Raw genomic sequence first — 23019 nt, 5'->3', positions numbered from 1 at the left:
CCCCGCAGCGCACCCTTTCGACGGAAGGACCCCGATGCAGATCGCCATCGTCCTCTACGACCGCTTCACCGCCCTGGACGCCGTGGGCCCGTACGAGACGCTCGGCCGGCTGCCGGAAGCGGACACCGTGTTCGTCGCCGAGCGCCCCGGCCCGGTCCGTTCCGACACCGGCCGGCTCGCGCTGACCGCGGACAAGAGCCTCGCGGAGGTTCCGCACCCGGACATCGTGGTCGTACCGGGAGGGCCCGGCCAGAGTGCCCAGATGGACAATCGGGTGCTGCTCGACTGGCTGCGGGCGGCCGACGCCACCAGCCTCTGGACGACCTCGGTGTGCACCGGGTCCCTGCTGCTCGCCGCGGCGGGGCTCCTGGAGGGCCGCCGGGCCACCTCCCACTGGCTGGCCCTCGACCAGCTGGAGCGGTTCGGTGCCGAGCCCACGGGGGAGCGGGTGGTGTTCGACGGCCGGTACGTGACCTCGGCCGGAGTCTCCTCCGGCATCGACATGGGCCTCACCCTGCTCGGCCGGATCGCCGGGGACGAACACGCCCAGGCCGTCCAGCTGCTGACCGAGTACGACCCGCAGCCGCCCTACGACGCCGGGTCCCCGGACAAGGCACCAGCCCACCTCGTCGAGGAGTTCCGGAACAAGAGCCGTTTCCTCCTGACGTAGCCGCGGGGGGTGTCTCTATGTCCTTCGTCAAGGATGTGTGACCTGCCCCAGGCCCTGGGTTCCAGTTCCGGTGGCTGACTGACAGTCCTTGGCGGATCCGTGAGTTGGAGACCGAGCTGGGGATCGTCCGGCAGGCGGCGAAGTTCCTTGACGAGGACAAGCCCCGCCCAAAAGGCTCTACCCGGTGATCGACCGACTCGTCGATGCCGGGGCACCGGTCGACCGGTGCTGCCGGATCCTTGGCGTCACCCGGCAGAACTACTACAAGCACAAGCGCACCCCGACCACACCGCGGCAGCTACGGCGGGCCTGGCTGACCGGGCTGATCCGGGAGGTCCACGTCGCCTCCCGTGGCACCTACGGCTACCGCCGTGTCCACGCCGAGCTCACTCCGGGCATGGGCATCCAGGTCTGCTCCAGGACCGTGTCGGTGCTGATGACGCAGGCCGGGATCCACGGACTGCCCGGTCCGGTGCGCGTGAAGCGCCTGCGTGGCATCGTCACCGCCGAGGACCTGGTCAATCGCAAGGTCCATCGGCTGCGTCCCGACGAGCTGTGGGTCACCGACATCACGCAGCACCGCACCAGGGAAGGACGGGTCTATTGCGCGGCGGTCCTGGACGCGTTCAGCCGCAGGATCGTGGGCTGGTCCATCGACTCAAAACAGGACTCCACCCTCGTTCGGCACCGTCGGGGACGGCCTGGACAACGCGATGACGGAATCGTTCTGGTCCTCGACGCAGATCGAGCTGCTCAACCGCCGGCGGTGGAAGACCCGGGTCGAACTGGCCGTGCGGCCGCCCCGACTGGTCCGCACGCGGGCATGGTGACCGCTGAGGTGATCGGGTTCGCCGCCGATCAAGTCGGGGTCGATCCGGTGTGCGCACCGAGGTGCCTGACCCCGTCCAGGCTGTGTACGAGACTCCCGGGTGATCCGCCGCGATGCTCGGGCGAGCCCTGGCTGAACGCGCGCTGCGGCGTAGGCGTCACTGAGCCGGCCCGCACTCCTCGGCGTAGCGGGCCAGCCCTTCCGCCATGCCCTGCATGAACTTCTGGAGGTAGCGCGGCATGACCCAGCGCAACAGCCAGCTCGTCTCGTACTCGCCGTACCAGTGGATGACCGTGCCTGAGCCCGCTGTCGGCTTCAGCTCGATGCGCGCGTGATAGTTGTGCATCGACGAGTTGAACGCGTCTTCGTAACCCAAGAGGCGTCGCTCGACCTTCTCAGTCAGCCGCTCCCCGGTCACGATGCGTCCCGTGCGGAAAGCCCGGACGGCACCGACGCCGTCGTCGCCGCCGGGGTCGAGGTCGACCGACCGTGTCGTGTCCAGACTGTCCACCTTGGACCACAGTGGCCAGCTTGCGGCGTCGACCAGCAGCTTCCAGACGATGTCCGGCGAGGCGCTGGTGGTCACTGTGACGTCGTATGTGTGCACGGTAGAGAGCTCCTGTGAGTGGATGCGGGCTGCGTCCCCGGCCGAAAAAGACCCGGTGGACGCGGTAGCGGTCGGCCGGGCACACGTTGATCTGGGGGGGGCGAGAGCCACCCTCAACTTCCCCTGCAGTCACGGTCTCTACGCTACGAGGAGAAGGTCACGGCTGCGGCTCGTGATCGGCGAGCGCGACCTGACACTGCCGCTCGGTGAGGCGGCCGAGTTCGACACGTCCCTGCCTCACCGGCTGGGCAGCGCCGACGGCGGCGTGGTTGAGTTTCTCATCCTGTTCGGCCTGCAAGAGGTGCGTGCGCACATACGCACCGAGTCTCACCGATCGCCGCAGGCCGGGAGTCTGCGGTGAACTCGGCGAGAGATCCTGTATGCGCGTCGGTGACGCAGGCCTTTGCGAGGAAGACGACCAGGCCGTGGTCGCTGTAGGCCACGCCCGTGCGGTCCACGTAAAGGATCGCGTTCATGATCTCGCGCAGGTCATGCTCCGGTGGCCGGCCGAAGTCCAGGGCCCGGCCACGACGTTCGAAGCGCCACGCTGCCAGGGCCGGCTCGATCAACTCCCGGCGGGCATCGGGCAGATCACTCGGATACGTACCACGGTCAGCCATGATCTGGGCTTACCGCCGCCCGGGGACACCCCGAGAGGCAGAGCGAACTCAAAGCGCCGCATTCAAGATGAAAATGACCTCTTCGGACCCCGCGAACATTGGCAGTGCAGGAACCGGAGCCCTCTTGGGGCCTGGCCTGCTCAGGGGCGGTGGAGGAAGGATTGGCCCTGGGCCGGAGGTCCTCTTTGAGGTTCGAGGTGGCGGGGTAGCTGTTCACGTACCTCGAACGAGCGGACCGGCCCAGGTCGGAGCTTGATCGCTGCGGGGTTCGCCGGCGGTAATCCTCATCGCGCTGAGGTCTGATTTCTCGTCACGTGAACCATAGCCGAGCTCAGAGCTAGAAATTCGAGGAAACTCTGTGGGAATCCGCTCCCTCATGCCTGCGCTACCCAAGACGCGGGCGTCCCGGGCCGAAGCCTCCGGGGCGCCCGCTAACCGTGCGGCCAGGCTGCTCGTGCCTCTGACGCTGATCAACACATTCGGCAACGGTCTGTTCCGGGTGAACAGTGCGCTGTTCTTCACGCACGTCGGGGACATGACGGCGGGCCAGTTCGGCACGGGACTGGCTGCCGGCGGCGTATGCGGCATCCTCGCGTCCGTGCCCTTCGGCCGGGCTTGCGACCGCTGGGGTGCCCGCCGTGTGCTGATGATCCTCTGGTCCGCGGAGGCCGTGGGGATCTTGGGCTATACGCAAGTTCATTCGTTCTGGCTGTTCCTCATGCTGATCTGCCCGATCACCGCGGTGGATCGCGGGTCAGTGGTCGCGTACCGGGCACTGCTGGCGACAGCGCTGCCGCGGGAGGGTGTGGTCAAGGCGCGGGCGAAGCTTCGAGCACTGGCGAATGTCGGGGTCGGGCTCGGCGCGGGCGTCGGCGGCCTTGCGCTCGCCGTGAACACGGCTACCGCCTACTTTGCCGTCATCGTCGTCGACTGTCTGACCTTCGTCGTCGCGGCGGCCATGCTGGCCGGCCTTCCGATCGCCCGGGCGACCGCCGCCGCGGCCACCGGGCAGGATGGCCGACGCTCGGGCGTGCTACGAGATCGGCGTTATGTTCTGTTCAGTGCGATATGCGCCGTCCTGGCGCTTCAGTTCGGCATTTTCGAAGTCGGCCTGCCGCTGTGGGTGGTCCGCGAGACGAGCGCACCGCGGGAGATCGTGGCGGTGGCGCTCGTGATGAACACAGCCCTCGTCGCCTTGCTCCAGGTTCGCCTCAGCAGAGGTACCGAGGACAGTGTCGGCGCGATCCGGGTCGGCGAGCGCGCCGGATGGCTGTTGGCCCTGGGCTGCGCGGTCTGCGTCGCGTCACGATCCGGGTCGGCGATCGCGGCGACTGTCCTGGTCCTGGGAGCGACGCTGGTCATGACGATCGCCGAGGTGTACTTCGCGGCCTCGAGTACCACGCTGAGCTACAACCTCGCCCCCGACAGCCAGGCCGGCGCCTACCAGGGCCTGTTCCAGTCAGGGACATCCACGGCGATATCGCTTGCACCGGTGGTGATGACAAGCGGCGTACTGCAGTTCCCGGTATGGGGCTGGCTGACCCTCGGCGCGGTTTTCGCCATCGCCGGGACTTCGCTCCGCTGGATCGACCCGGGCAAGGCCGAGTAGGTGGCTGCGTGCAGCGCCGACGGTCGCGCGTCCGCGGCCGACATCGGCCCGGCTGTGTCGGCGTCGCTGAACCAGAACGTCGGGACCCGCCGGTAGCCGTGCGGCAGCATGCCTGCCGGCAGAAGCTCCTGCCGGGCGTCGATGGCATGTGAGCAGCTTGCGAATCCGCGTGCGGCACTCGGCCTCGGCAGTGCCGGCAGGGCCACGCGCCCGGCGCCGTGGCCCACCGCAGCGCATGCCCGACCGCGAGGGGCCCGGCGCCTTCCGCGTCCGGGCTGTCGGCAAGCCGGATGCCGAGCTTGCCCGGCTCGTCCAGCTCGAACCCGAATGAGCGGCGCGGCGCCAGGTAGTCGCCGGCGGCCTTGCGCAACGATGGCACGGTCACTTCGTTGCCGAGACGAGCCCGTGGGCCACGGCCGTACCAGCAGCGTCAGCGCGGCCGGGTCGACCTTCGCCGGCCTGCCCGAACCCGCCGCGCCGAGAACGCCGCCCGCAAACCTCGGATCCGCCCGGGCATCCCGCATGCGAGCAGATGACGCTTCGCCTCGCATCATCGGCAGTCGACGACACCTCGGCGAATCGGACATGCCGCCGTGGTTCGCCCTCTCGGACCGTCCTACCGGCCTTCGCCTCTGCCCCAGAGATAGCCCATCTGCATCCGGTTGTGTGCCTCGAGCTCTCGCTTCATGGTGGCGATGTGACTCTGCAACGACCGCTCACTGATGCCGAGCCGCCGAGCTATCTGCTTGTCCGGGTAGCCGTTGATCAGCAGGCGCTTGATCGAGTCACGCATTGCGGGCATGACTTCTTTTGCTGCCATCGCCGCGTAATTCGGGACGAACGGGAAGGGCTTTGCCCGATCCCACGACCTGTTGAACATGTCACGGAGAAAGCCGACGACGGCCGGCTCGCTCACCGCGACCGCAGAGGTGCGGTCCGCGTTCGCCGCGATGAAGGCGACGTCGTCCACGATGATCAGGCGGTCGAAGAACTCGTCGAGCGTCCGGACCGAAGCTCCGAGGCTTATTGCCTTTTGGACGTACTCTTTTGTCGCCTCGTCGAAACGCGTCGTGTGTTGATAGAGAGTACGCATGACGACGCCGGCGGCCAAGTGACGCCGCACGCTTTCCAGGGCGTCGTCAAGAACTTCCCTCGGGCGAGGGCCGTCCGGCTGCGCGGTAAGAATTTCCCGCCGTGAGCCCGACAGGGCGTCATCGATGGCCTGAGCGATGGTGGATAGGCCGTGAATTTCGCGGACATCCGAGTTCCTGCTGGTGGCTGTGTGCGACACGTCGCGCAGTCGGCTGGCCTGCTCATCGACGAGTTTGCTCAAGTCCGTCAAGTGTTTGGCCATTTGCCGGGCGAACTCTTCCGGCTTCGTCAGAGCGTTTGGCTGATCAGCGTGTCGGCCGCGACTCTCAGTGCCCATCTCATCACCCACGGTGGCTAACCCTGTCGTGAGCCCTTCCCATTTTCCTTCTTTTTCCATATTGGACCCCCGTGAAGATCGGCAGTGCGTGAACCGGAGCCATCTTAGCGTCTGGCCTGGTCGGGGGTGGTGCAGGAAGGATTGGGTGCAGGTCAGAGCTTGATTGCCGCCTGGATATTCGTGTACTGAATTTGATGGAAACGAATGGAAAAGTTGAGGGAGACGCGAATGTGCTGTTCTGCCTCGACTGTGATCGTCAGCTTTGCTGCAGGTCGGGCGCGCAATTCACTCGAATGGGATGTGTGGACAGCTATCGAGATGGCTGGGGCCAAGCCGACCTTCTACCTCGCGCCCAATGGGGTGCAGTGAATGGATAAATGCATCATGCATGTTAGTGCAATCTTGACTCGTGTGAAGCGCACCGTACGTGTCGCGTTCATCGGCAGCATCGCCGGTGTGGCAGTGGCGACAGCTATTGGGTGCGGCTCGTTCTCGCCGTCCGTCACTCCGGCGTCTGCGGTCGGTGCAAGTGTGGTACTGGCTGACGATGTCGGCTGGAATAGTGTGACGCTCTTCTTACCCTGACCGCGCGGAGAGCGCGGCGGGTTCCCGCTGCCCGATGCGCCGGAGCGCGAGAAGCCGCCGCTCCGCCGAGTGGATTGTTGCCCACCGACTTCGGGGGACTTCTCGGAGTGCGCGTGCCGGTCTACTTTCAGTTCTCCGTCAATGGTGGCTGTGAACGGCGGTAATCCTCAATGCGCTGAGGTCTGACTTCTCGTCAGGTGAACCATGGCCGAGCTCAGAGCTAGAACTCGAGGAAACCCTATGCCTTATCGCGTCCTGGTGGTGCAACCCGCGTTCTCCGCGAACGCCTATATCGCTCATGCCCGTTCTCTCGATTGGGACGTCGTGGTGGCCTCCTATGAGGCCGAAGGCCGAAGAGTCGCCGAGTCCGTGCGATCTGCCGCGACAGAGATGATCATGACGGATACCAACTCCGGGGATGTCCTGGAGGCTGCCGTCGTCCAATCCCACCAGCGGAACGCCATTCATGCTGTTGTCGCCGGCGGCGAGTACTACGTGCCTGCGGCCGCCCGACTGTCCGCCCGGCTGGGGCTGCCCGGTCTGGCCGGCACGGCCGTGGACCAGGTCCGGCACAAGGCGAGGATGCTCGAGGCGGTGGCTGCGGCCGGCCTGCACGTACCGAGGTTCACTGTGGTCCGTGAGCTGGCGGAACTCGATGCGGCATGTGCTTACGTGGGCTTCCCCGCAGTCATCAAGCCGGTCGATTCCGGCGGGAGCGTTCACGTGTCGCGCGTCGACTCTTTCGAAGAGGCACGCCGGGCGGTGTCTGCGATCCACGCCGAGGAGGGACTCGAGTTCGACCGGCCGCTGACCGCCGATGTGATGGTCGAACAGTACGTGGCCGGAACGGAGTACAGCGCCGACGGCTACGTCAGCAGCGGCGAAGTCACCGTTGTGGCGGTGACGCGGAAGCTGCTCGGTCCCGAGCCTCGGTTCCTGGAGCTGGGGCATCTCACGCCCGCGCCGCTCGACGAGGCTGTCCGCCACGAACTCGCGTCGTACGCCGTGGATGTCGTCAAGGCGGTGGGGATCACGACGGGGCCGTTCCACTGCGAACTGCGCCTCAGTGAGGGGCGCCCCGTACTTATCGAGGTGGCCGCGCGCCTGCCCGGCGGAAAGATCACCGAACTCATGGAGATGGTCACCGGCCTCAGGCTGCCCGGAAAGGTCCTCGCGGACATCACCGGCGCGGATCCCCGGAGCGCGGCGGCGCATGGCGAGCCGGTCGCCAAGGCGACGGGAATTCGTTTCCTGACCGCGGGCGGCGCAGGTTCGTACGCGCGACTCGAAGGCTGGGACGAGCTGACGTCCGAGCCGTGGGTGGTGGGGGGCCACGTCCTCATCGAACCGGGCGCCGGCATCAAGACCGATGAGACGGACTACAGCTGTCGGATCGCGGCCGTCGTCTTCACCGCGGACTCCCCGGAAGAGGCGCTCGAGCGCTGGTCCGAGATCGGTGACCGCGTACGCGTGGTCAGCACCTGACACAGAAGGAAGGATCGAACATGAACCCCCTGCGCCTCCACTGGTGCTCGCCGCCCGACACGGGACAGGCGAAGCCCACGGATCCTTACAATATGGGCAAGCTCGACATGGGGGAAGTCAGGGACTTCGTCCAGGAGGCTGATGAACTCGGCGTCGACAGCCTGTTGTTCGGGATCTCCAAGCGACTTCCCGATCCGATCCCGGTGATCGGGGCGCTTTCGCAGGTCACTGATCGTGTCAGGTTCATGCTCGCCTATCGGCCGGGCCTGATGGCGCCGCCGCTCTTCGCGCAGGTCGTCAACACTCTCTCCTGGATGACGGACGGGCGCATCGCCCTCAACATCGTGTCCGGAACCTCTCCGGCGGAGCAGGCCGGATACGGCGACTTCCTCAGCCATGACGAGAGGTACGCGCGCTGCAACGAGTTCCTGGAAATCCTCCGGGGTCTCTGGGAGGGCGAGTCACCGCTGAGCTACGACGGGCAGCACTACGTACTCAAGGACGCGGAGCTCGGCCTCGGATACAGCGGGGGAGTGCGGCCGCAGATCTACCTCAGCGGGGCGTCGGCCGTGGCGCAGCAGACCGCGCTGGCCTTGGGGGACTGCTGGCTGCGCTACGGAGACACCCCTGAGGCGCTGGCACAGGCCGGCCGGCCGCTCGTCGAGGGCGGGTGCCGCGTGGGTACCCGCATGCACGTGCTGGCCCGTCCCACCCGCGAGGAAGCCGTGGCGGAGCTCGCCGAGCTCGTGCGCAATCCGAACGAGGACCACAAGGAGTGGGTCCGCCGGGCGCTCAGCACCACCGACTCCGAGGCGGTCACGTCCTCCTACAAGTTGGCGAACTCCGCGGTCGACGAATGGCTCTCGCCCTACATCTGGACGGGTGCCGTGGCCTACCGCGGGGGTCCGGCCCTGTGCATCGTCGGGAGCTATGAAGAGGTGGCCCAGTACATCTACAGCTACAAGGCCGCGGGCATCAGTGAATTCATCTTCTCGGGGTGGCCGACCCGGGACGAGATGAGGAACTTCTTCACTCATGTGGCTCCCCTGATTCGCCGTCTTGAGGCAGAGGCGTCCTGAGCGAGCAGGGCGACCACCTGCGCGCTGCCCGGACCGTAGCCAGGCGGCCGTGCAATCTCGCGAAACGAAGCCCTGCGGTGCTCGCCACGCATACGTGTGACGAACCGGAAGAAGCGATCGAGTTCACCCCGCGGACGGTGCCGGTCGAGGCCGACGCCGCAGTGACGGAGCAGCGTGGCTGTTCACGTACCTCACCCGACTGAATTGCGCGTCTGACCTGCGCCAAAGCTGGCGATCGCATACGTGGACAGCTACGGAGGAGTAATCATGCACATTGTCGTCATCAACCGGTGGCCGAGGTTCCAGGAGGGGCCGCGCTGGGACTTCTCGATGGGCCGCTTCGAGGAGCTCATCGACCATGAGCGGCACCAGGTCAGTTACGTGGTCGACGCGGTCGGCGCCACCGGAGTCCTTGCCGATCCCGAGCAGATCGCCGACCTGGTCGAGGTCGAAGACCTCAACGACTTCGAGGCGGTTTGCGGAGCGGTTCAGAAGACCGCGGACCACGTCGGCCCGGTCGACCGGCTCGTCGCCGTGTCGGAGGCCACGCTCGGTATCGCGGCCGAAGTTCGCGCGGCACTCGACATCCCCGGTCCGCGACCCGAGGACGTGGCGCTCTACCGGAACAAGCTGCGGATGAAAGAAGCCGTGGCGAAGGCGGGTGTCCGCGTGCCTCGGTTCGCTTCCTGCGACAACGCCGAATCCGCAGTGGACTTCGCGCGGGTGCTCGGGTTCCCACTGATACTCAAGCCGCTGTCCGGCGCGGGGAGCAGGGGGGTGCACCGCATCGAGGACGAGGCCACGCTCACGACGCTGCTGGACCAGATCGACACCGGGGACTACGAACTCGAGGAGTTCATCGACGGGCCGATCTACCACGTGGACGGGTTTGTCGGCGAGGACTCGCAGATCCCGTTCATGGCGGTGTCCCGCTACATCGGCGACTGCCTTGCCTTCGAGGCCGGCCGGCAGCCGCTCGGCTCGGTCGTCGTCCAGGACTCCCCGCTGCGCGACCGTGTGCACGAGTTCGCCCGGCAGTGCGTGTCGGGTCTGGGCATGAGCTCCATGCCGTTCCACCTCGAGCTCTTCGTCACGGCCGAGGGGGACCTGGTGTTCCTGGAGATCGCGGGCCGGATCGGCGGGGCCGAGGTGCCGTACCTCACGGACAAGCTCTTCGGGGTCAACCTCTTCGAGCTCTGGCTGGACGCCCTGTGTGAGGGCGGGGCGACGGTCCCGCCGCAGACGGGCGACCCGTCCGGCGGCTGGCTGATCATCCCGAAGCCCGCCGGACTGCCGGCCGAGGTCGTCTCGGTGACCTCCATGCGGGACCACTTCGCCACGATCTGGCGGGAGTTGGTACCGACCCCCGGCGAGGTGATGCAGCCCGGCGGCAGTTACGACGCGGTGCACAGCGGGCGGTTCATCCTCACCGGCGACGAGTCGGCCGTGGCGGAGGACATCCGGAAGATCGTCGCCGATTTCCGGATCGAAACCGCTCCGGTGCCGCAGTGAGGAATCCCGGACCGGGCCCCGCCCGGCCGAGCGCGGCGGAAGCGACGACTGCCGCCCGGGAGGAGACGCTTGCGGGCGCGATCGCGGACCGACCGCTGCCGAAAAGCGGTGGGGGCCGCACCGCACCATCAGGGGCCGTCGGTCGCTTCGGCCTGCCAGGAAAAATTCACGAGCTGCTCCGCGGGGGAACTTGATGGACGTCGGTTCTGTACGCTTCAGCGAACTCTTTGGCTCGTTCCCGACTCCGATCGCCATCGTCACGGCAATGGACGGAGCGGGTGAGCCGTACGGCTTCACCAGCAACGCCGTCTGTTCGGTGTCGGCGGCGACGTCGACGCTGCTGGTCTCCGTCGGCAAGGGGTCCCGCACGTTGCCGGCGATTGTTTCGTCGCAGGCGTTCGCGGTGAACTTCCTCTCCTCGTCCGCGCGTGACGCCTCGCAGGTGTTCGCGAGCAAGGCCACGGACAAGTTCGCACATGTCGAATGGCGCCCCTCGGCCGTTGCCGGAGGCGCTCCGCTGCTCACCGAAATCGCACTCGGCATTGCGGAATGCAGGGTTGAGAATGCGATCGAGGTGAGTGACCACTGGCTTTTCGTAGGCCGGGTGGAAGGCGCTGAGACCTTCCACCGCGAGCCACTTCTCTACCGTCGGGGCGACTACGGTGTCTGGTCGCCGCTGAACGAGTTTTCCACTGCCTAGTGCGACGTTCGCACCCGAATCTCCTGATTCGACAGGCAGTCCCTTCCCGAAAATATATCGACATCTCGACTTCCTCCTGTCGACGATGGAAGCAGAAGGGTTTTACATGAATATCGGGGCCGTAGACCACATCGAGTTCTACGTCGGAGATGCCCAGCAGTCCGCGTTCTACCTCTGCACCGCTTTCGGCTTCCGTATCTGCGGCCAAGCCGGCCCCGAGACCGGACAGGCCGACCACCGCTCGCTGCTGCTGCGCCAGGGCGGCATCGAGGTCGTCCTCACCTCCGCCCTCAACCCCACCCACCCAGCCGCTTCCTACGTGATGAAGCACGGTGACGGCGTCGCCAACATCGCGTTCGAGGTCGACGACGCCACCCGTGCCTTCGAGCTGGCAGTCGAGCGGGGCGCCGTCGCCGTCGAACAGCCCACCGTCCACAGCAAGGACGGCACCGAGGTGGTCACCGCCGCGGTCCTGGGCTTCGGTGACGTGGCCCACCGGTTCGTCCAGCGCACCGGCGACCGCAGGCAGTTCCTGCCCGGGGTGATGGACATCATCGCCGCGGACCCGGAGGCGGGCGAGGAGCTGCTCAGCACCGTGGACCACGCGGCGATCTGCCTGCCCGCGGGCCAGCTGCGCCCCACGGTCGCGTTCTACGAGCACGTCTTCGGCTTCTCGCAGATCTTCGAGGAGTTCATCGAGGTCGGTTCCCAGGCGATGGACTCCAAGGTCGTCCAGAGCCCGTCCGGCAAGGTGACCTTCACCCTGATCGAGCCGGTCACCGACCGCCAGCCCGGCCAGATCGACACCTTCCTCGCCCGCCACGGCGGCGCCGGCGTCCAGCACGTGGCGCTGCTCTGCGACGACATCGTGGGCACCGTGCAGACCCTGGAGCAGCGGGGCGTCACCTTCCTGCAGACGCCGGGCTCCTACTACGACCAGCTGCAGGAGCGCTTCGAGCGCTCCGCGCTCGCGATCGAGGACCTGCGCCGGACCAACGTCCTGATCGACGAGGACCACTGGGGCCAGGTGTTCCAGATCTTCACCCAGTCCCCGCACGTGCGGAAGACGTACTTCTGGGAGGTCATCGACCGGCACGGCGCCCGCACCTTCGGCAGCGGCAACATCAAGGCGCTCTACGAGGCGGTCGCCCGCGAGAAGGTCGTCTCCTGACCCGGCTCAGGGCGCCGTCCATCCACCGAACCACCGACCTGTAAGGAAGAGCATGACCACCGAGGCCATCCAGACCTTCGCCCTCACCGACGAGGAGCGCGCGCTGCTGCCGACCGACGAGGACGTCGCCTTCTACGCGGAGCACGGCTGGTACCTGTCGAAGAAGCTGTTCACCGACGAGGAGATAGAGCAGCTGGAGGCCGCCAGCGAGCGCTTCTACGCAGGCCATCGCGACCGCACCCTGCCGGTCCGCCCGCCCAAGCTGGCCTACTGGGAGCCGGAGAAGGGCGACGTCCAGCGGCACAACGACTACATCCACTACGAGGACGACACCATCGGCCGGATCCTGAGCAAGCCGCTGCTGGGCGCGGTCGCCGCACGCCTCGCCCAGGCCGAGCAGATCCGGGTGTTCCAGTCGACGCTCATCTACAAGCCCCCGGCGGCGCAGGAGCAGTCGAACATCGTGCCCTGGCACTTCGACCGCCACTACTGGTCCACCTCCACCTCCGAGCGGATGCTGACCGCCTTCATCCCCTTCCACGACTGCGGCGAGGAGATGGGCACCATCACCATGGTCGACGGCAGCCACCTGTGGAAGGAGACCGCCGACAACGACGCCACCTCGCTGCACTTCGCCGAGCGAGACCGCTCCGAGCTGGACCAGATGCTGGAGGAGAACGCGGCGTTCAACGGCGTGGAGGTCACCAAGATCCCGGTCACGATCCCCAAGGGGCACGTCAACTTCCATCACTGCCGCACCTACCACGGCAGCGGTGCCAACGTCAGCGACCGTCCGCGCCGCGCGATCTCCTTCCACCTGCAGGACGGCGAGAACCACTACCGCGAGTTCCTCCGCTCGGACGGCACCCAGGTCGGCTACAACCACGACGTGCTGGTGCGCCGCACGGCCGAGGGCACTCCCGACTACAGCGACCCCGAGTACCTCCCGCTGCTGTGGAGCGACCACTGATGCGTAGTGCCGCGGTGGTCGGTACCGGGTTGATCGGCACCTCGATCGCCCTGGCCCTGCGTGGCCGGGGCGTGACCACCTACCTGATCGACACCGACCCGGAGGCGGCGCGCACGGCCGCCGAGCTCGGGGCAGGCATCGCGGGCAGTCCGCGTGAACCGGTCGACCTGGCGGTCATCGCGGTACCACCGCGGTACGTTGCAGCGGCCCTGAGAGAACACCAGCATCGGGCGCTGGCACATGACTTCACGGATGCGGCCAGTGTCAAGGAGCAGGTCCAGCAGGAGGCGGCCCGGACCGGCTGTGACCTGACCCGCTTCGTCGGAGGTCATCCCATGGGCGGCCGGGAGCAGTCGGGTCCGCTGGCCGCGAGCGCTGACCTGTTCCACGGTCGTCCCTGGGTGCTCACTCCGGCCCCGCAGACCCGGGCGCAGACGGTCGAACGCGCGCGGAACCTGGCTGAGCTGTGCGGGGCCAGGCCGGTCGTGATGACCCAAGCGGAGCACGACCAGGCGGTCGCGCTGGTCTCCCACACCCCGCATCTGGTGTCGAGCCTGCTCGCGGCGCGTCTGCTGCATGGCGAGCAGCTCCAGCTCGGGCTCGCAGGACAGGGACTCCGTGACGTGACCCGCCTCGCCGGAGGCTGCGTCGAACTGTGGACCGACATTCTGGGCACGAATGCCGTGGCCGTCGCCGACGTCCTTGCGGAGTTCTCCCACGACGTGGCGCTGATGGTCGACACATTGCGCACACTGGGCACCGCCCGGAAGCCGGAGCAAGGCAGTGCCTCAAGGGATCGGCTCGCATCGGTCCTGCTCCGCGGCGTGCAGGGAAGGGCTCGGATCCCCGCGTTCGGCACGGACGAAGCCGGCCCGAGCCGGACTTATGCAACCGTACCGGGAGGGGTGTGAGGCATGACTCAAGTCGGAGCGCCACCAGATCAGGCCCTGTTGCTCGCCGACCTGCACGGCTCGCTCAGTGCCCCGGTCCTCGACGCGATGACCTTCCTCAATGAGGTCGTCGGCCGCTTCCCGGACGCGATTTCCTTCGCTCCGGGCCGGCCGACCGAGGGCGGCTTCGAACCCGAGGACCTCGCACGCCATCTACAGACCTACACCACGTACCTCGAGAAGGAACTCGGCTGGTCACGTGACCAGGTGCGGACCCAGTTGTTCCAGTACGGCCGTACCAGCGGCATCATCCGTGAACTGATTGCCAGGACGATCGCCAACGACGAGGGAATACAGGTCCCGCCGGAAGCGATCGTGGTGACGACGGGTTGCCAGGAGGCGTTGCTCCTCACCCTGAGGGCGCTCTTCGCCAGGCCCGAAGACACTCTGCTGGTCAGTTCACCTTGCTATGTGGGCATTACCGGTGCGGCCCAGCTCTTGGGCATCCGAGTGCGCCCCGTGCCTGAAGGCCCCGCCGGACCCGATCCGGAAGCCGTGCTCGCGGCTGTCCACGCCGGCAGGCAGGCAGGCGAAAACCCCCGGGCCTTCTACGTGGTCCCGGATTTCGGTAACCCCTCGGGAGCGAGCATGAGTCCGGCGGCGCGGAGGCGTCTGCTCGAGTTGGCCGCTGACGAAGACCTGCTTGTCCTGGAGGACGACCCCTACGGGTTCTTCGTCCGAACCGGATCAGCCCGCCCGACACTGAAGGCCCTCGACCACAGCCGCCGTGTGATACTCCTGGGCTCCTTCGCCAAGACCGCGCTTCCTGGAGCCCGTGTGGGCTACATCATCGCCGACCAGGAGGTCGTGGGCCCGAACGGCAGGCGCACGATGCTCACGGACGAACTGTCGAAGATCAAGAGCATGACCACGGTGAATACCTCGGCCATCAGTCAGGCCGTCATCGGCGGGCTGCTGGTCGAAAGCGGCTGTCGGCTTCGCACCGCGAACTCTCACGCTGTCGCTCACTACCGCACCAACATGGACACGCTGCTCGACGAGTTGGAGCGGCACTTCCCCGCGGCACGCCGGGCCGAGGCCGGAGTCCGCTGGAACCGTCCCGACGGCGGCTTCTTCGTCGTCGTCGACGTCCCTTTCGTCGCCGACCACCGGGCTCTCGAGCTCTCCGCGCGGTGCTTCGGGGTGCTGTGGACCCCGATGTGCGACTTCCATCTGGACGGCGGCGGCACTCGTCAGTTGCGTTTGTCGTGCAGCTCACAGAGCCCGCAGGAGATCACCGAGGGCGTTGCGAGGTTGGCCGACTTCATCACCGCGCAGACAACCGGCACAGCCGGTCAGTACTGATGACGCGTCAGTTACGCGGGCTTCTGGCGGCGTACCCGACCTGCGGAAACGCGGAAGTCCGGCTGTAGTACTGGGCCCAACGGCACATGCGTGCCGGCGACCCGCCCACCGCACGGAGAATGGAGAATGCAAGGTGCCGAATCTGGACGCTTACGAGGCCGCGGCCAAGGAGCGGCTGCCGAAACCGGTCTGGGACTTCCTCGCAGGCGGCAGCGGCACCGAGTCGATGCTGACGGCGGGCCGGAAAGCCTTGGACCGGATTCAGTTGCGGCCGCGCTGCCTCGTCGACGTCTCTCGCTGCGACTCCTCAACCGCCCTACTGGGTACCGAGTTGGCGGCTCCATTGGGTATCGCTCCCATGGCCTACCATCGGCTCGCCCACCCTGAGGGCGAGGTGGCAACGGCGCGCGCCGCGGGCGCCGCGGGCGTGCTGTTCACGGTGAGTATGTTCGCCAGTCGGACTCTTGAGGACATCGCCGCCGCGGCCGGCGGCCCCTTGTGGCTCCAGCTCTACTGGCTCAAGGACCGCGGGGCGATGACGGATCTGATCCGCCGGGCCGAGTCCGCCGGCTATCGGGCGCTGGTGCTGACCGTCGACGCACCCAGAGTCGCGTTCCGCCCGCGCGATGCCCATAACGAGTTCGTGGTACCGCCTGATGTGCGAGCGGTCAACATCTCTCCGGAGGTCATGGCCGCTTCCCACCGGAGCCTGAACGGGCAATCGGCTGTCGCACGGCACTCGAGGGAGCAGTTCGACGCCTCGATCACCTGGGAGGACCTTGCCTGGCTGCGTGGAGTGACGTCTCTGCCGGTGGTGCTGAAGGGTGTGCTGACGGGCGAGGACGCCGAACTGGCAGTCAAGAACGGTGTTTCGGGGCTGGTCGTGTCCAATCACGGCGGCCGACAGCTCGATTTCGCCAAGAGCGCTCCGGAGTGCCTCACCGAGGTGGTGGACGCTGCGGGAGGGAGATGCCAGGTCGTCCTTGACGGGGGGATCCGGCACGGCGCAGACGTGGCCAAGGCCCTGTGCATGGGCGCGGACGCGGTCATGATCGGACGTCCGGCTCTGTGGGGGCTGTCGCATTCCGGTGCCGAGGGAGTCGCGGGCGTCCTACGACTGCTCATTGACGAGTTCGAGGAAGTCATGGCCTTGACGGGCGCGCCGTCCGTCGCCGATTTCGGACGGTCGGGAGTCTCCTACCGAGGCTGATTCACAGCTCCGAATGGACAGTTGTTGTGTCGACGCGTCGATGACGGCACCGGAACGCCGACCGACCGGAGGTATTCGCCCAGGCTTGGCAGGGACCGCCAGAGCTCGACAGCGAGCGCAGGCTCCCACCGCATGCGGTGCTGCGCCCCGATCCGGACATCCTCGCCGGTCTCGAACCGCGCAGCGCCAAGCGGTTCGCGGACCTCGCGGTGCTGCAGTCCCCGAGACCGCGCGCCGCTTCCGCGAGGAGACCCTCGTTGGGCTCGATGCCGCCGGCACCGGTGGGACAAGTGAGCCTTCTTTCCTCTCAGTTGGGTTAGAAGGTTTCGTTGCTGAAGCCCGGGAGTGCCCGTGACCGGCACTACACACCCTGCCAAGACCACAGGTCACAGGACCTGGTGGCGTAGTAACAGTAGTAACATCGGTTCGACTTTCAGCAGTTGATCGTCGATGGCATGACTGAGATGCCCTCCGACCGACCGCACGACCGCCGCTTCGTCTGCCGCAGCGTCCTGGGACTCGGCGGCAACTTGGCGTGGTTCACGGATCACACGTCGGTCGGCCGATCAACACCTCGAGCCCTGACATGTCGTCGATGCCGCCATCAATGAGGAGGCCGCCCCATGGAACCCGTCACGTTGATCACAGGTGGTTCGAGCGGAATCGGCGCGGCCGCTGCCCGTGCCTTGCTCAAGCAAGGTCACTTCGTGGCTATTACCGGCCGCAACGCCGACCGGCTGGCCGCATTCGCCACCTCAGCCGGAGCGGGGGAGCGGCTACTGACCATTGGCGGCGACGCCAGTGACGAGAACCATGTCGCCTCCGCTGTGAGTCATGTCGCGGACGTCTGGGGCCGGTTGGACACGGTGATCGCCAACGCCGGGTTCTCCCTGCCCGGCACCCTGGAGGACCACGACCCTCAGGCGATGCGTGCCATGGTTCTCACCAACGTCCTCGGCCCGGCTCTGCTGGTGCGTGAGGCACTCCCGTACCTCAGGGAGTCCAAGGGCCGGATCGTGATCGTCGGTTCGGTCGCGGGAACCAGGAACACGCCCGGCAACCTGTACTCCGTCACCAAGTGGGCCACGCACGCCCTGGTCGAGAACGTCCGGCTCTTGGTGGCCAAAGACCGCGTCGGCGTCACCCTCGTTGCCCCGGGAGTGGTGGACACCCCGTTCTGGGACGAGCGTGGCGGCTGTCCCGAGGCAGCACCGGCACTGACCGCAGAACAGGTCGCCGAGACGATCCTCTTCGCCGTCAATCAGCCTGGAGGCATGGACATCAACCACCTCGTCGTGCGTCCTGCCGGCCAGGTCAACTGACCTCGTTCGGCGGTCAACCGCACGCGACGGGCCCCGGGAGGTTTCGGGATCGGGTGGTCAGGCGGCTTCGGCGCGGAATCCCGTCGGTGTCGAACACCGCACCCTCTCCGTGTCGTTGACCGTGCCGGCCATGGCGGTGGCACCGTGCTCGCGCATCCACGTCATGCAGACCTGCCGCCCGCGAACTGTCCGGCATCGCGCCGGACCGGGCGATGGCCGGGTCTCCCGTCAGCGTCTCCGACGGCACCCCACGGACCCGGCGACACCACCCCCCCAGGCCATCCGTGCGACAGAGGGGACACAGTCATACCGGGCCCGGAGGCCAGTGGCCCCATTGCGGGACCGCGAAAACATGACGGGGGCTCCCGCTCCCGCTCGACGCGCTGCCCGAAGGGCCCGGCGACCCCTCAGGGAGCCCACGTGAAGTGCGGCTGCCTGCGTTCGAGGAAGGCGGCGACCCCCTCCGCGGTGTCGCCGCAGGCGCGCGCCTGCCGCGTCCAGTGGGCGTCACGGTCGGTGCGCCCGTTCACGAACTCCTTCGCGGCCGCCTGCGTCATGAGAGAGCGCGAGGCGAGGACGCGGGTGAACTCCGCGACCCGCTTGTCGAGTTCGCCCTCGGGCAGCACCTCGTCCACGAGACCGGTGCGCAGCGCGCGCTCGGTGTCGATCAACTCGCCAGAGAAGAGCAGGTACTTGGCGGCGGAGGGCCCCACCAGCGCCGCCAGTCGCCGCGTGGAGGAAGCCGGATAGACGATCCCGAGCTTCGCCGGAGTCACCCCGAACAGCGAGCCCTCCTGCGCGAACCGCAGGTCGCAGGCGGCCGCGAGCTGGGACCCGCCGCCCACGCAATAGCCGCGGATCGCGGCGAGAGTCGGCTTCGGGAACGCGGCGAGCGCCTCCTCGGCGAGGACGGCGAGGCTCTGGGCCTCGTCCGGCGACTCCCGCAGTGTCGAGATGTCCGCCCCGGCGCAGAAGGTGCCGCCCTCGCCGGTGAGTACCAGCGCGTGCACGTCGGCGCGCGTGCTCAGCGTGTCCAGCAGCGGCGGCAGCGCCCGCCACATCGGCGTCGTCATGGCGTTCCGCTTGGCGGGGTGGTGGATGACGACGGTGGCGACCCCGTCGCCGACGTGGTGCAACAGCTGCGGCTCCATACGCCGGATGCTATCCGGAGCGGCCGGCCGCACTCCGATCATGGTCGCGGGCCGCCGTGCGGGCGACGGAGTCGTGGGGAACGAATCGTGTCAGTCCCGGGACAAACCCGTACAACCCGAAGAGTTTCGAAAGGCGGCACGAAAGATGCAAGAGTTGTCATAGAAATGGCTTTGTCTTGCATTCGCGATCAAAAATCGGCGATAACTGCTGACTTCTGTTCAGTCAACCGGTACGGACCGGCGCATTACCAACACTCGACGTGTGGTGACAATCGAGCGCAAGGGTGGCGACCGGACGATGGACAACCTCGGGCGGGGGTCCGACCCTAGCCCCGAAGGCGGAGTCGCGACTCCCGACGTCAGATCGCCCGGACCGCTGCCGTACGAGGGGGTGTGGCGGTTCACCGCCGCCGCAGTCGACGCCTCGGTGCCGCAGGCGCGGCACGCCGTCCGTGATCTGCTGGCCCGCCAGGGCGTGCCGGTCTCGGACGATGTCGTTCAGGGACTGCTGTTGATCGTCTCCGAACTGGTCACGAACGCCGTCAAGCACGCGGCGCTTCTGTCGCCGATGCTCGCGGTGGAGGTCGCGGTCGGCGCCGACTGGGTGCGGGTGTCCGTCGAGGACGACCACCCCTACCGTCCGACCGCTCTGGAGGCCGACCACGGCCAGACCGGAGGCCGGGGCCTGCTGCTGGTGCGCGAGGTGACCAGGGAGTACGGCGGAGGGTGCGACGTCGAGTACACCGCGGGCGGCGGCAAGGTGATCTGGGCCGCCCTGCCGCTCGCTCCGAGCGTCTGAGCGTCCTGCGGACCGGCTACCAGCCCGCGGACGGACCCGTCAGCTCCCGCATCGCCGGACGGGCCGCGTCCAGCACCGTCATGAACCACGCCGAGAAGGGGTCCTTCGCGTGCCGCTCCGCCAGCTCGGCGGCGGTCACGAAGGCCGTCGAACCGACCTCCTCCGGGTCGGGCCGCGGCGCCGACTGCACCATTCCGACGAACAGATGGTTGTACTCCTGCTCCACCAGGCCCGAGTCCGGGTCCGGGTGGTTGTAGCGGACCGTGCCCGCCTCGGCCAGCAGCGTCGGTGACACCCCGAGCTCCTCGTACGTCCGCCGGGCCGCCGCCGCGAAGGGTGCCTCGCCCGGGTAGGGGTGGCCGCAGCAGGTGTTGGACCAGACGCCGGGGGAGTGGTACTTGCCGAGCGCGCGCTGCTGGAGCAGCAGCCGGCCCTGTTCGTCGAAGAGGAACACCGAGAACGCCCGGTGCAGCTGTCCCGGGGCCTGATGGGCCGCGAGCTTCTCCGCCGTACCGATCGTGTTGCCGTCCTCGTCGACCAGTTCCAGCAAGATCGCTTCAGCGGTGCCGTTCGACGAACTGTGCGTCGCGGTGGCAGGTGTGATCGGCATACCCATCCTTCGCATCGGTTTTCCAGCACCAAGTCTGCCGTACGAAACCGGCACTCCCGGCACTTCGCGACTCTCCGCATGTCCCGCCCCGGGGTCCCGCGGCGGGACGCACGGGCCCGGGCGCCGGACGCCGAATACCGCCGGATACCTGATCGTGCCCGGTGCCACCGGCGCGGAACCGTCGAGGACGAGAGCCGCCGGATGTCCGGACGGCACCTCCTGCGACGTCCGGCCGCGCGGGCGGTGCCCGTCGGGAGCCGCCCGCGGATGTCCCGGTGCCCGCCCTGTCCCGCGGAAGGGCGCCGCGGGCGGGCCGCGCGTCAGTGGCAGAGCTTCGCCTCGTGCTCGGCGTGGCCGCTCGGCTCCAGCTGGAACGTGCAGTGCTCGACGTCGAAGTGGACACCCAGACAGCCCTGGAGCTCGTGCAGCACCTTCTCGTGGCCGATCGCGTTCAGGACGTCGGAGCTGACGACCACGTGCGCGGAGAGCACCGGCATGCCGGAGGTGATGGTCCAGGCGTGCAGGTCGTGGATGTCCTCGACACCGTCGAGGGCCAGGATGTGGGCACGTACGTCCGCCATGTCGACCCCCTTGGGCGCCGCCTCCAGGAGCACGTCGAGCGTCTCCTGGAGCAGTTTCCAGGTGCGCGGGACGATCATCAGCGCGATGGCGATCGAGGCGATCGGGTCCGCCGCCTGCCAGCCGGTGGTCATGATCACCACGGCGGCGACGATGACCGCCACCGAGCCCAGCGCGTCCGCCGCGACCTCCAGGAAGGCGCCCCGTACGTTCAGGCTGTCCTTCTGCCCGCGCATCAGCAGCGTCAGCGAGACCGTGTTGGCGACCAGGCCGAACACGCCGAACGCGATCGTCAGTCCGCCGTGGGTGTCAGCGGGCGTGACGAAGCGCTGGACCGCCTCGACGAGCACGTAGCCGCCGACGACGAGCAGCAGCAGACAGTTGGCGAGCGCGGCGAGGATCTCGGCCCGCGCGTAGCCGAACGTGCGTTTCTCGCTCGGCGGGCGGGCCGCGAAGTGGATCGCGAGCAGGGCCATGCCAAGACCCAGTGCGTCCGTCGCCATGTGCGCCGCGTCCGCGACGAGCGCGAGCGAATCGGCGAGGACACCGCCGAAGATCTCGACGACCATGACGGTGAGGGTGATCGCCAGCGCGACACGCAGCCTCCCGCGGTACGCGGCCGTCGCCGTACCGGCCCGGGGAGCGCCGTGCGCGTGCCCGTGGTCGTGCCCAGCCCCCATGGAAGCCGCCTCCTGTTTTCCGCTCGGTCGTGACAGTCAACTACGGGCGGGGGGTATCGGGCAACGCGGCACTGAACACCGTTGTCATATGCTCTGACCTGCGGAAACGATCCGCAGGTCAGAGCGCTGACGCGGTCATGCGCCGGTGGTCTCCGGGTGGTGCAGCAGCCAGCCCCGCCAGGCCGACTCCACCATCTCGCGGATCCCTCGGCGCGCGCTCCAGCCCAGCTCGTCGGCGGCCAGAGCGGCCGAGGCGACCGCCCGGGGGGCGTCGCCGGGGCGGCGCGGTTCGACGAGGGGCCGCGCGGGGTTCCCGGTGACCTCGGCGACGAGCGCCACGAGCTCCCGTACGGAGACACCCTCGCCCCGGCCGATGTTCACCGTCAGATCACCGCTCGCCCCGTCCGTCAGCCGCCGGGCCGCCGCGAGATGCGCCTCGGCGAGGTCGGCGACATGGATGTAGTCGCGTACGCAGGTGCCGTCCGGCGTCGAGTAGTCGTCGCCGAAGATCCGCGGGGCCTCGCCGCGGGTGAGGCGGTCGAACAGCATCGGGACGATGTTGAAGATCCCGGTGTCGGCGAGCTCCGGCGCCCCCGCGCCCGCCACGTTGAAGTAGCGCAGGCACACCGTGGCGATGCCGTGCGCCCGGCCCGCCGCACGTACCAGCCACTCGCCCGCGAGCTTCGTCTCGCCGTAGGGGCTCATCGGGGCGCAGGGGGTGCCCTCCGTGATGAGGTCCACATCGGGGTTGCCGTAGACGGCCGCCGAGGAGGAGAACACGAACCGCTCGACGCCCGCCCCGGCCACCGCGTCCAGAAGCGTCGCGAGGCCGCCCACGTTCTCCTGGTAGTAGCGCGTCGGCTCGGCCACGGACTCGCCGACCTGCTTGCGGGCGGCGAGGTGCACCACACCCGTGATCCCGTGTTCCGCCAGGACCCGCTTGAGCAGATCACCGTCCAGCGACGACCCCCGGACGAGGGGGATGTCCTCCGGAAGCCGTTTCGGTGTCCCGGTCGACAGGTCGTCGAGGGCGACGACGCGCTCCCCGGCCTCCGCCATCGCCCGCGCCACGTGTGCCCCGATGTATCCGGCCCCGCCTGTGATCAGCCATGTCATGGACGACCACCCTATGCGGGTCCGGCGCCGT

At 67.9% G+C, this 23019-nt stretch carries 19 protein-coding genes and 3 pseudogenes; 15 read left to right on the top strand and 7 right to left on the bottom strand.

Annotated elements, in window-relative coordinates; genetic code table 11:
• Window positions 1-34 precede the first annotated feature (34 nt).
• On the top strand, window positions 35-670 hold the full coding sequence (locus tag ACFYW9_RS26590) for a DJ-1/PfpI family protein (protein ID WP_389155106.1): 636 nt from the start codon (window positions 35-37) through the stop codon (window positions 668-670).
• 92 nt (window positions 671-762) lie between these two features.
• A pseudogene (locus ACFYW9_RS26585) lies at window positions 763-1461 on the top strand (IS3 family transposase); the annotation flags it as partial.
• A gap of 195 nt (window positions 1462-1656) precedes the next feature.
• On the opposite strand, the gene ACFYW9_RS26580 reads toward ACFYW9_RS26585, so the two are convergent.
• Complete coding sequence (locus ACFYW9_RS26580; RefSeq protein ID WP_389155103.1) at window positions 1657-2106, bottom strand: SRPBCC family protein; 450 nt, start codon at window positions 2104-2106, stop codon at window positions 1657-1659.
• 160 nt (window positions 2107-2266) lie between these two features.
• Here ACFYW9_RS26580 and ACFYW9_RS26575 point away from each other — a divergent pair.
• Window positions 2267-2467 (top strand): annotated as a pseudogene (locus tag ACFYW9_RS26575) (XRE family transcriptional regulator); the annotation flags it as partial.
• A 73-nt stretch (window positions 2468-2540) separates the two neighbouring features.
• Here the strand turns inward: ACFYW9_RS26575 and ACFYW9_RS26570 are convergent.
• A pseudogene (locus tag ACFYW9_RS26570) lies at window positions 2541-2726 on the bottom strand (transposase); the annotation flags it as partial.
• A 454-nt stretch (window positions 2727-3180) separates the two neighbouring features.
• Here ACFYW9_RS26570 and ACFYW9_RS26565 point away from each other — a divergent pair.
• Entirely contained in the window at window positions 3181-4335 is a 1155-nt protein-coding gene (locus ACFYW9_RS26565) for an MFS transporter (RefSeq protein ID WP_389155100.1), read from the top strand.
• A gap of 616 nt (window positions 4336-4951) precedes the next feature.
• Here ACFYW9_RS26565 and ACFYW9_RS26560 read toward each other — a convergent pair.
• A complete protein-coding gene (locus tag ACFYW9_RS26560; protein WP_389155097.1) occupies window positions 4952-5824 on the bottom strand; it encodes a LuxR C-terminal-related transcriptional regulator in 873 nt (290 codons plus the stop codon).
• Between the two features lie 765 nt (window positions 5825-6589).
• Here ACFYW9_RS26560 and ACFYW9_RS26555 point away from each other — a divergent pair.
• From ACFYW9_RS26555 to ACFYW9_RS26510, 10 genes are all read left to right on the top strand, one after another.
• Complete coding sequence (locus ACFYW9_RS26555; RefSeq protein WP_389155094.1) at window positions 6590-7834, top strand: ATP-grasp domain-containing protein; 1245 nt, start codon at window positions 6590-6592, stop codon at window positions 7832-7834.
• A gap of 20 nt (window positions 7835-7854) precedes the next feature.
• Window positions 7855-8913, top strand: a complete 1059-nt coding sequence (locus ACFYW9_RS26550; protein WP_389155091.1) for an LLM class flavin-dependent oxidoreductase — start codon at window positions 7855-7857, stop codon at window positions 8911-8913.
• Window positions 8914-9180: 267 nt separating this feature from the next.
• Window positions 9181-10425 carry an acetyl-CoA carboxylase biotin carboxylase subunit family protein gene (locus ACFYW9_RS26545; protein ID WP_389155088.1) on the top strand — a complete coding sequence of 415 codons (1245 nt, stop codon included), beginning with the start codon at window positions 9181-9183 and terminating at the stop codon, window positions 10423-10425.
• Between the two features lie 193 nt (window positions 10426-10618).
• Complete coding sequence (locus ACFYW9_RS26540) at window positions 10619-11125, top strand: flavin reductase family protein (RefSeq protein WP_351870631.1); 507 nt, start codon at window positions 10619-10621, stop codon at window positions 11123-11125.
• A 106-nt stretch (window positions 11126-11231) separates the two neighbouring features.
• Window positions 11232-12296, top strand: coding sequence for a 4-hydroxyphenylpyruvate dioxygenase (gene hppD / locus ACFYW9_RS26535; protein WP_389155085.1), 1065 nt, complete (start codon window positions 11232-11234; stop codon window positions 12294-12296).
• A 52-nt stretch (window positions 12297-12348) separates the two neighbouring features.
• Window positions 12349-13266, top strand: a complete 918-nt coding sequence (locus ACFYW9_RS26530) for a phytanoyl-CoA dioxygenase family protein (protein WP_099944317.1) — start codon at window positions 12349-12351, stop codon at window positions 13264-13266.
• Window positions 13251-14177, top strand: a complete 927-nt coding sequence (locus ACFYW9_RS26525; RefSeq protein ID WP_389155081.1) for a prephenate dehydrogenase — start codon at window positions 13251-13253, stop codon at window positions 14175-14177. The genes ACFYW9_RS26530 and ACFYW9_RS26525 overlap by 16 nt, the downstream gene beginning before the upstream one ends.
• 39 nt (window positions 14178-14216) lie before the next feature.
• Window positions 14217-15521 carry a PLP-dependent aminotransferase family protein gene (locus ACFYW9_RS26520; protein ID WP_389155078.1) on the top strand — a complete coding sequence of 435 codons (1305 nt, stop codon included), beginning with the start codon at window positions 14217-14219 and terminating at the stop codon, window positions 15519-15521.
• A 133-nt stretch (window positions 15522-15654) separates the two neighbouring features.
• Complete coding sequence (locus ACFYW9_RS26515; protein ID WP_389155074.1) at window positions 15655-16731, top strand: alpha-hydroxy acid oxidase; 1077 nt, start codon at window positions 15655-15657, stop codon at window positions 16729-16731.
• Between the two features lie 623 nt (window positions 16732-17354).
• On the top strand, window positions 17355-18053 hold the full coding sequence (locus tag ACFYW9_RS26510) for an SDR family oxidoreductase (protein ID WP_389155071.1): 699 nt from the start codon (window positions 17355-17357) through the stop codon (window positions 18051-18053).
• A 407-nt stretch (window positions 18054-18460) separates the two neighbouring features.
• Here ACFYW9_RS26510 and ACFYW9_RS26505 read toward each other — a convergent pair whose 3' ends face one another.
• Window positions 18461-19204: an enoyl-CoA hydratase/isomerase family protein gene (locus tag ACFYW9_RS26505; protein WP_389155068.1), complete on the bottom strand. Its 744-nt coding sequence runs from the start codon at window positions 19202-19204 to the stop codon at window positions 18461-18463.
• A 298-nt stretch (window positions 19205-19502) separates the two neighbouring features.
• Between ACFYW9_RS26505 and ACFYW9_RS26500 the strand changes: the two genes are divergently transcribed.
• Entirely contained in the window at window positions 19503-20003 is a 501-nt protein-coding gene (locus ACFYW9_RS26500; protein WP_326790709.1) for an ATP-binding protein, read from the top strand.
• 16 nt (window positions 20004-20019) lie between these two features.
• On the opposite strand, the gene idi is transcribed toward ACFYW9_RS26500, so the two are convergent.
• The 3 genes from idi to galE all read right to left on the bottom strand — a co-directional run bounded on the left by idi (window position 20020) and on the right by galE (window position 22988).
• Window positions 20020-20613: an isopentenyl-diphosphate Delta-isomerase gene (gene idi, locus ACFYW9_RS26495; RefSeq protein ID WP_326784322.1), complete on the bottom strand. Its 594-nt coding sequence runs from the start codon at window positions 20611-20613 to the stop codon at window positions 20020-20022.
• A gap of 320 nt (window positions 20614-20933) precedes the next feature.
• Entirely contained in the window at window positions 20934-21872 is a 939-nt protein-coding gene (locus tag ACFYW9_RS26490) for a cation diffusion facilitator family transporter (RefSeq protein WP_389155063.1), read from the bottom strand.
• 135 nt (window positions 21873-22007) lie between these two features.
• Complete coding sequence (gene galE, locus ACFYW9_RS26485) at window positions 22008-22988, bottom strand: UDP-glucose 4-epimerase GalE (RefSeq protein ID WP_389155060.1); 981 nt, start codon at window positions 22986-22988, stop codon at window positions 22008-22010.
• Window positions 22989-23019 lie beyond the last annotated feature (31 nt).

Source organism: Streptomyces sp. NPDC002698 (assembly GCF_042888945.1).
Classification (GTDB): domain Bacteria; phylum Actinomycetota; class Actinomycetes; order Streptomycetales; family Streptomycetaceae; genus Streptomyces.
Note: the sequence above shows the minus strand (reverse complement) of the source record. Positions and strands in the feature narration are given on the sequence as shown.

Excerpts from the sequence above, each read along its gene's own strand:
- ACFYW9_RS26590 (WP_389155106.1), top strand. The coding sequence starts at position 35 with ATGCAGATCGCCATCGTCCTCTACGACCGCTTCACCGCCCTGGACGCC.
- hppD (WP_389155085.1), top strand. The coding sequence starts at position 11,232 with ATGAATATCGGGGCCGTAGACCACATCGAGTTCTACGTCGGAGATGCC.
- idi (WP_326784322.1), bottom strand. The coding sequence starts at position 20,613 with ATGCCGATCACACCTGCCACCGCGACGCACAGTTCGTCGAACGGCACC.
- ACFYW9_RS26540 (WP_351870631.1), top strand. The coding sequence starts at position 10,619 with ATGGACGTCGGTTCTGTACGCTTCAGCGAACTCTTTGGCTCGTTCCCG.
- ACFYW9_RS26505 (WP_389155068.1), bottom strand. The coding sequence starts at position 19,204 with ATGGAGCCGCAGCTGTTGCACCACGTCGGCGACGGGGTCGCCACCGTC.
- ACFYW9_RS26490 (WP_389155063.1), bottom strand. The coding sequence starts at position 21,872 with ATGGGGGCTGGGCACGACCACGGGCACGCGCACGGCGCTCCCCGGGCC.
- ACFYW9_RS26560 (WP_389155097.1), bottom strand. The coding sequence starts at position 5,824 with ATGGAAAAAGAAGGAAAATGGGAAGGGCTCACGACAGGGTTAGCCACC.
- galE (WP_389155060.1), bottom strand. The coding sequence starts at position 22,988 with ATGACATGGCTGATCACAGGCGGGGCCGGATACATCGGGGCACACGTG.
- ACFYW9_RS26545 (WP_389155088.1), top strand. The coding sequence starts at position 9,181 with ATGCACATTGTCGTCATCAACCGGTGGCCGAGGTTCCAGGAGGGGCCG.
- ACFYW9_RS26550 (WP_389155091.1), top strand. The coding sequence starts at position 7,855 with ATGAACCCCCTGCGCCTCCACTGGTGCTCGCCGCCCGACACGGGACAG.
- ACFYW9_RS26530 (WP_099944317.1), top strand. The coding sequence starts at position 12,349 with ATGACCACCGAGGCCATCCAGACCTTCGCCCTCACCGACGAGGAGCGC.
- ACFYW9_RS26510 (WP_389155071.1), top strand. The coding sequence starts at position 17,355 with ATGGAACCCGTCACGTTGATCACAGGTGGTTCGAGCGGAATCGGCGCG.
- ACFYW9_RS26500 (WP_326790709.1), top strand. The coding sequence starts at position 19,503 with ATGGACAACCTCGGGCGGGGGTCCGACCCTAGCCCCGAAGGCGGAGTC.
- ACFYW9_RS26555 (WP_389155094.1), top strand. The coding sequence starts at position 6,590 with ATGCCTTATCGCGTCCTGGTGGTGCAACCCGCGTTCTCCGCGAACGCC.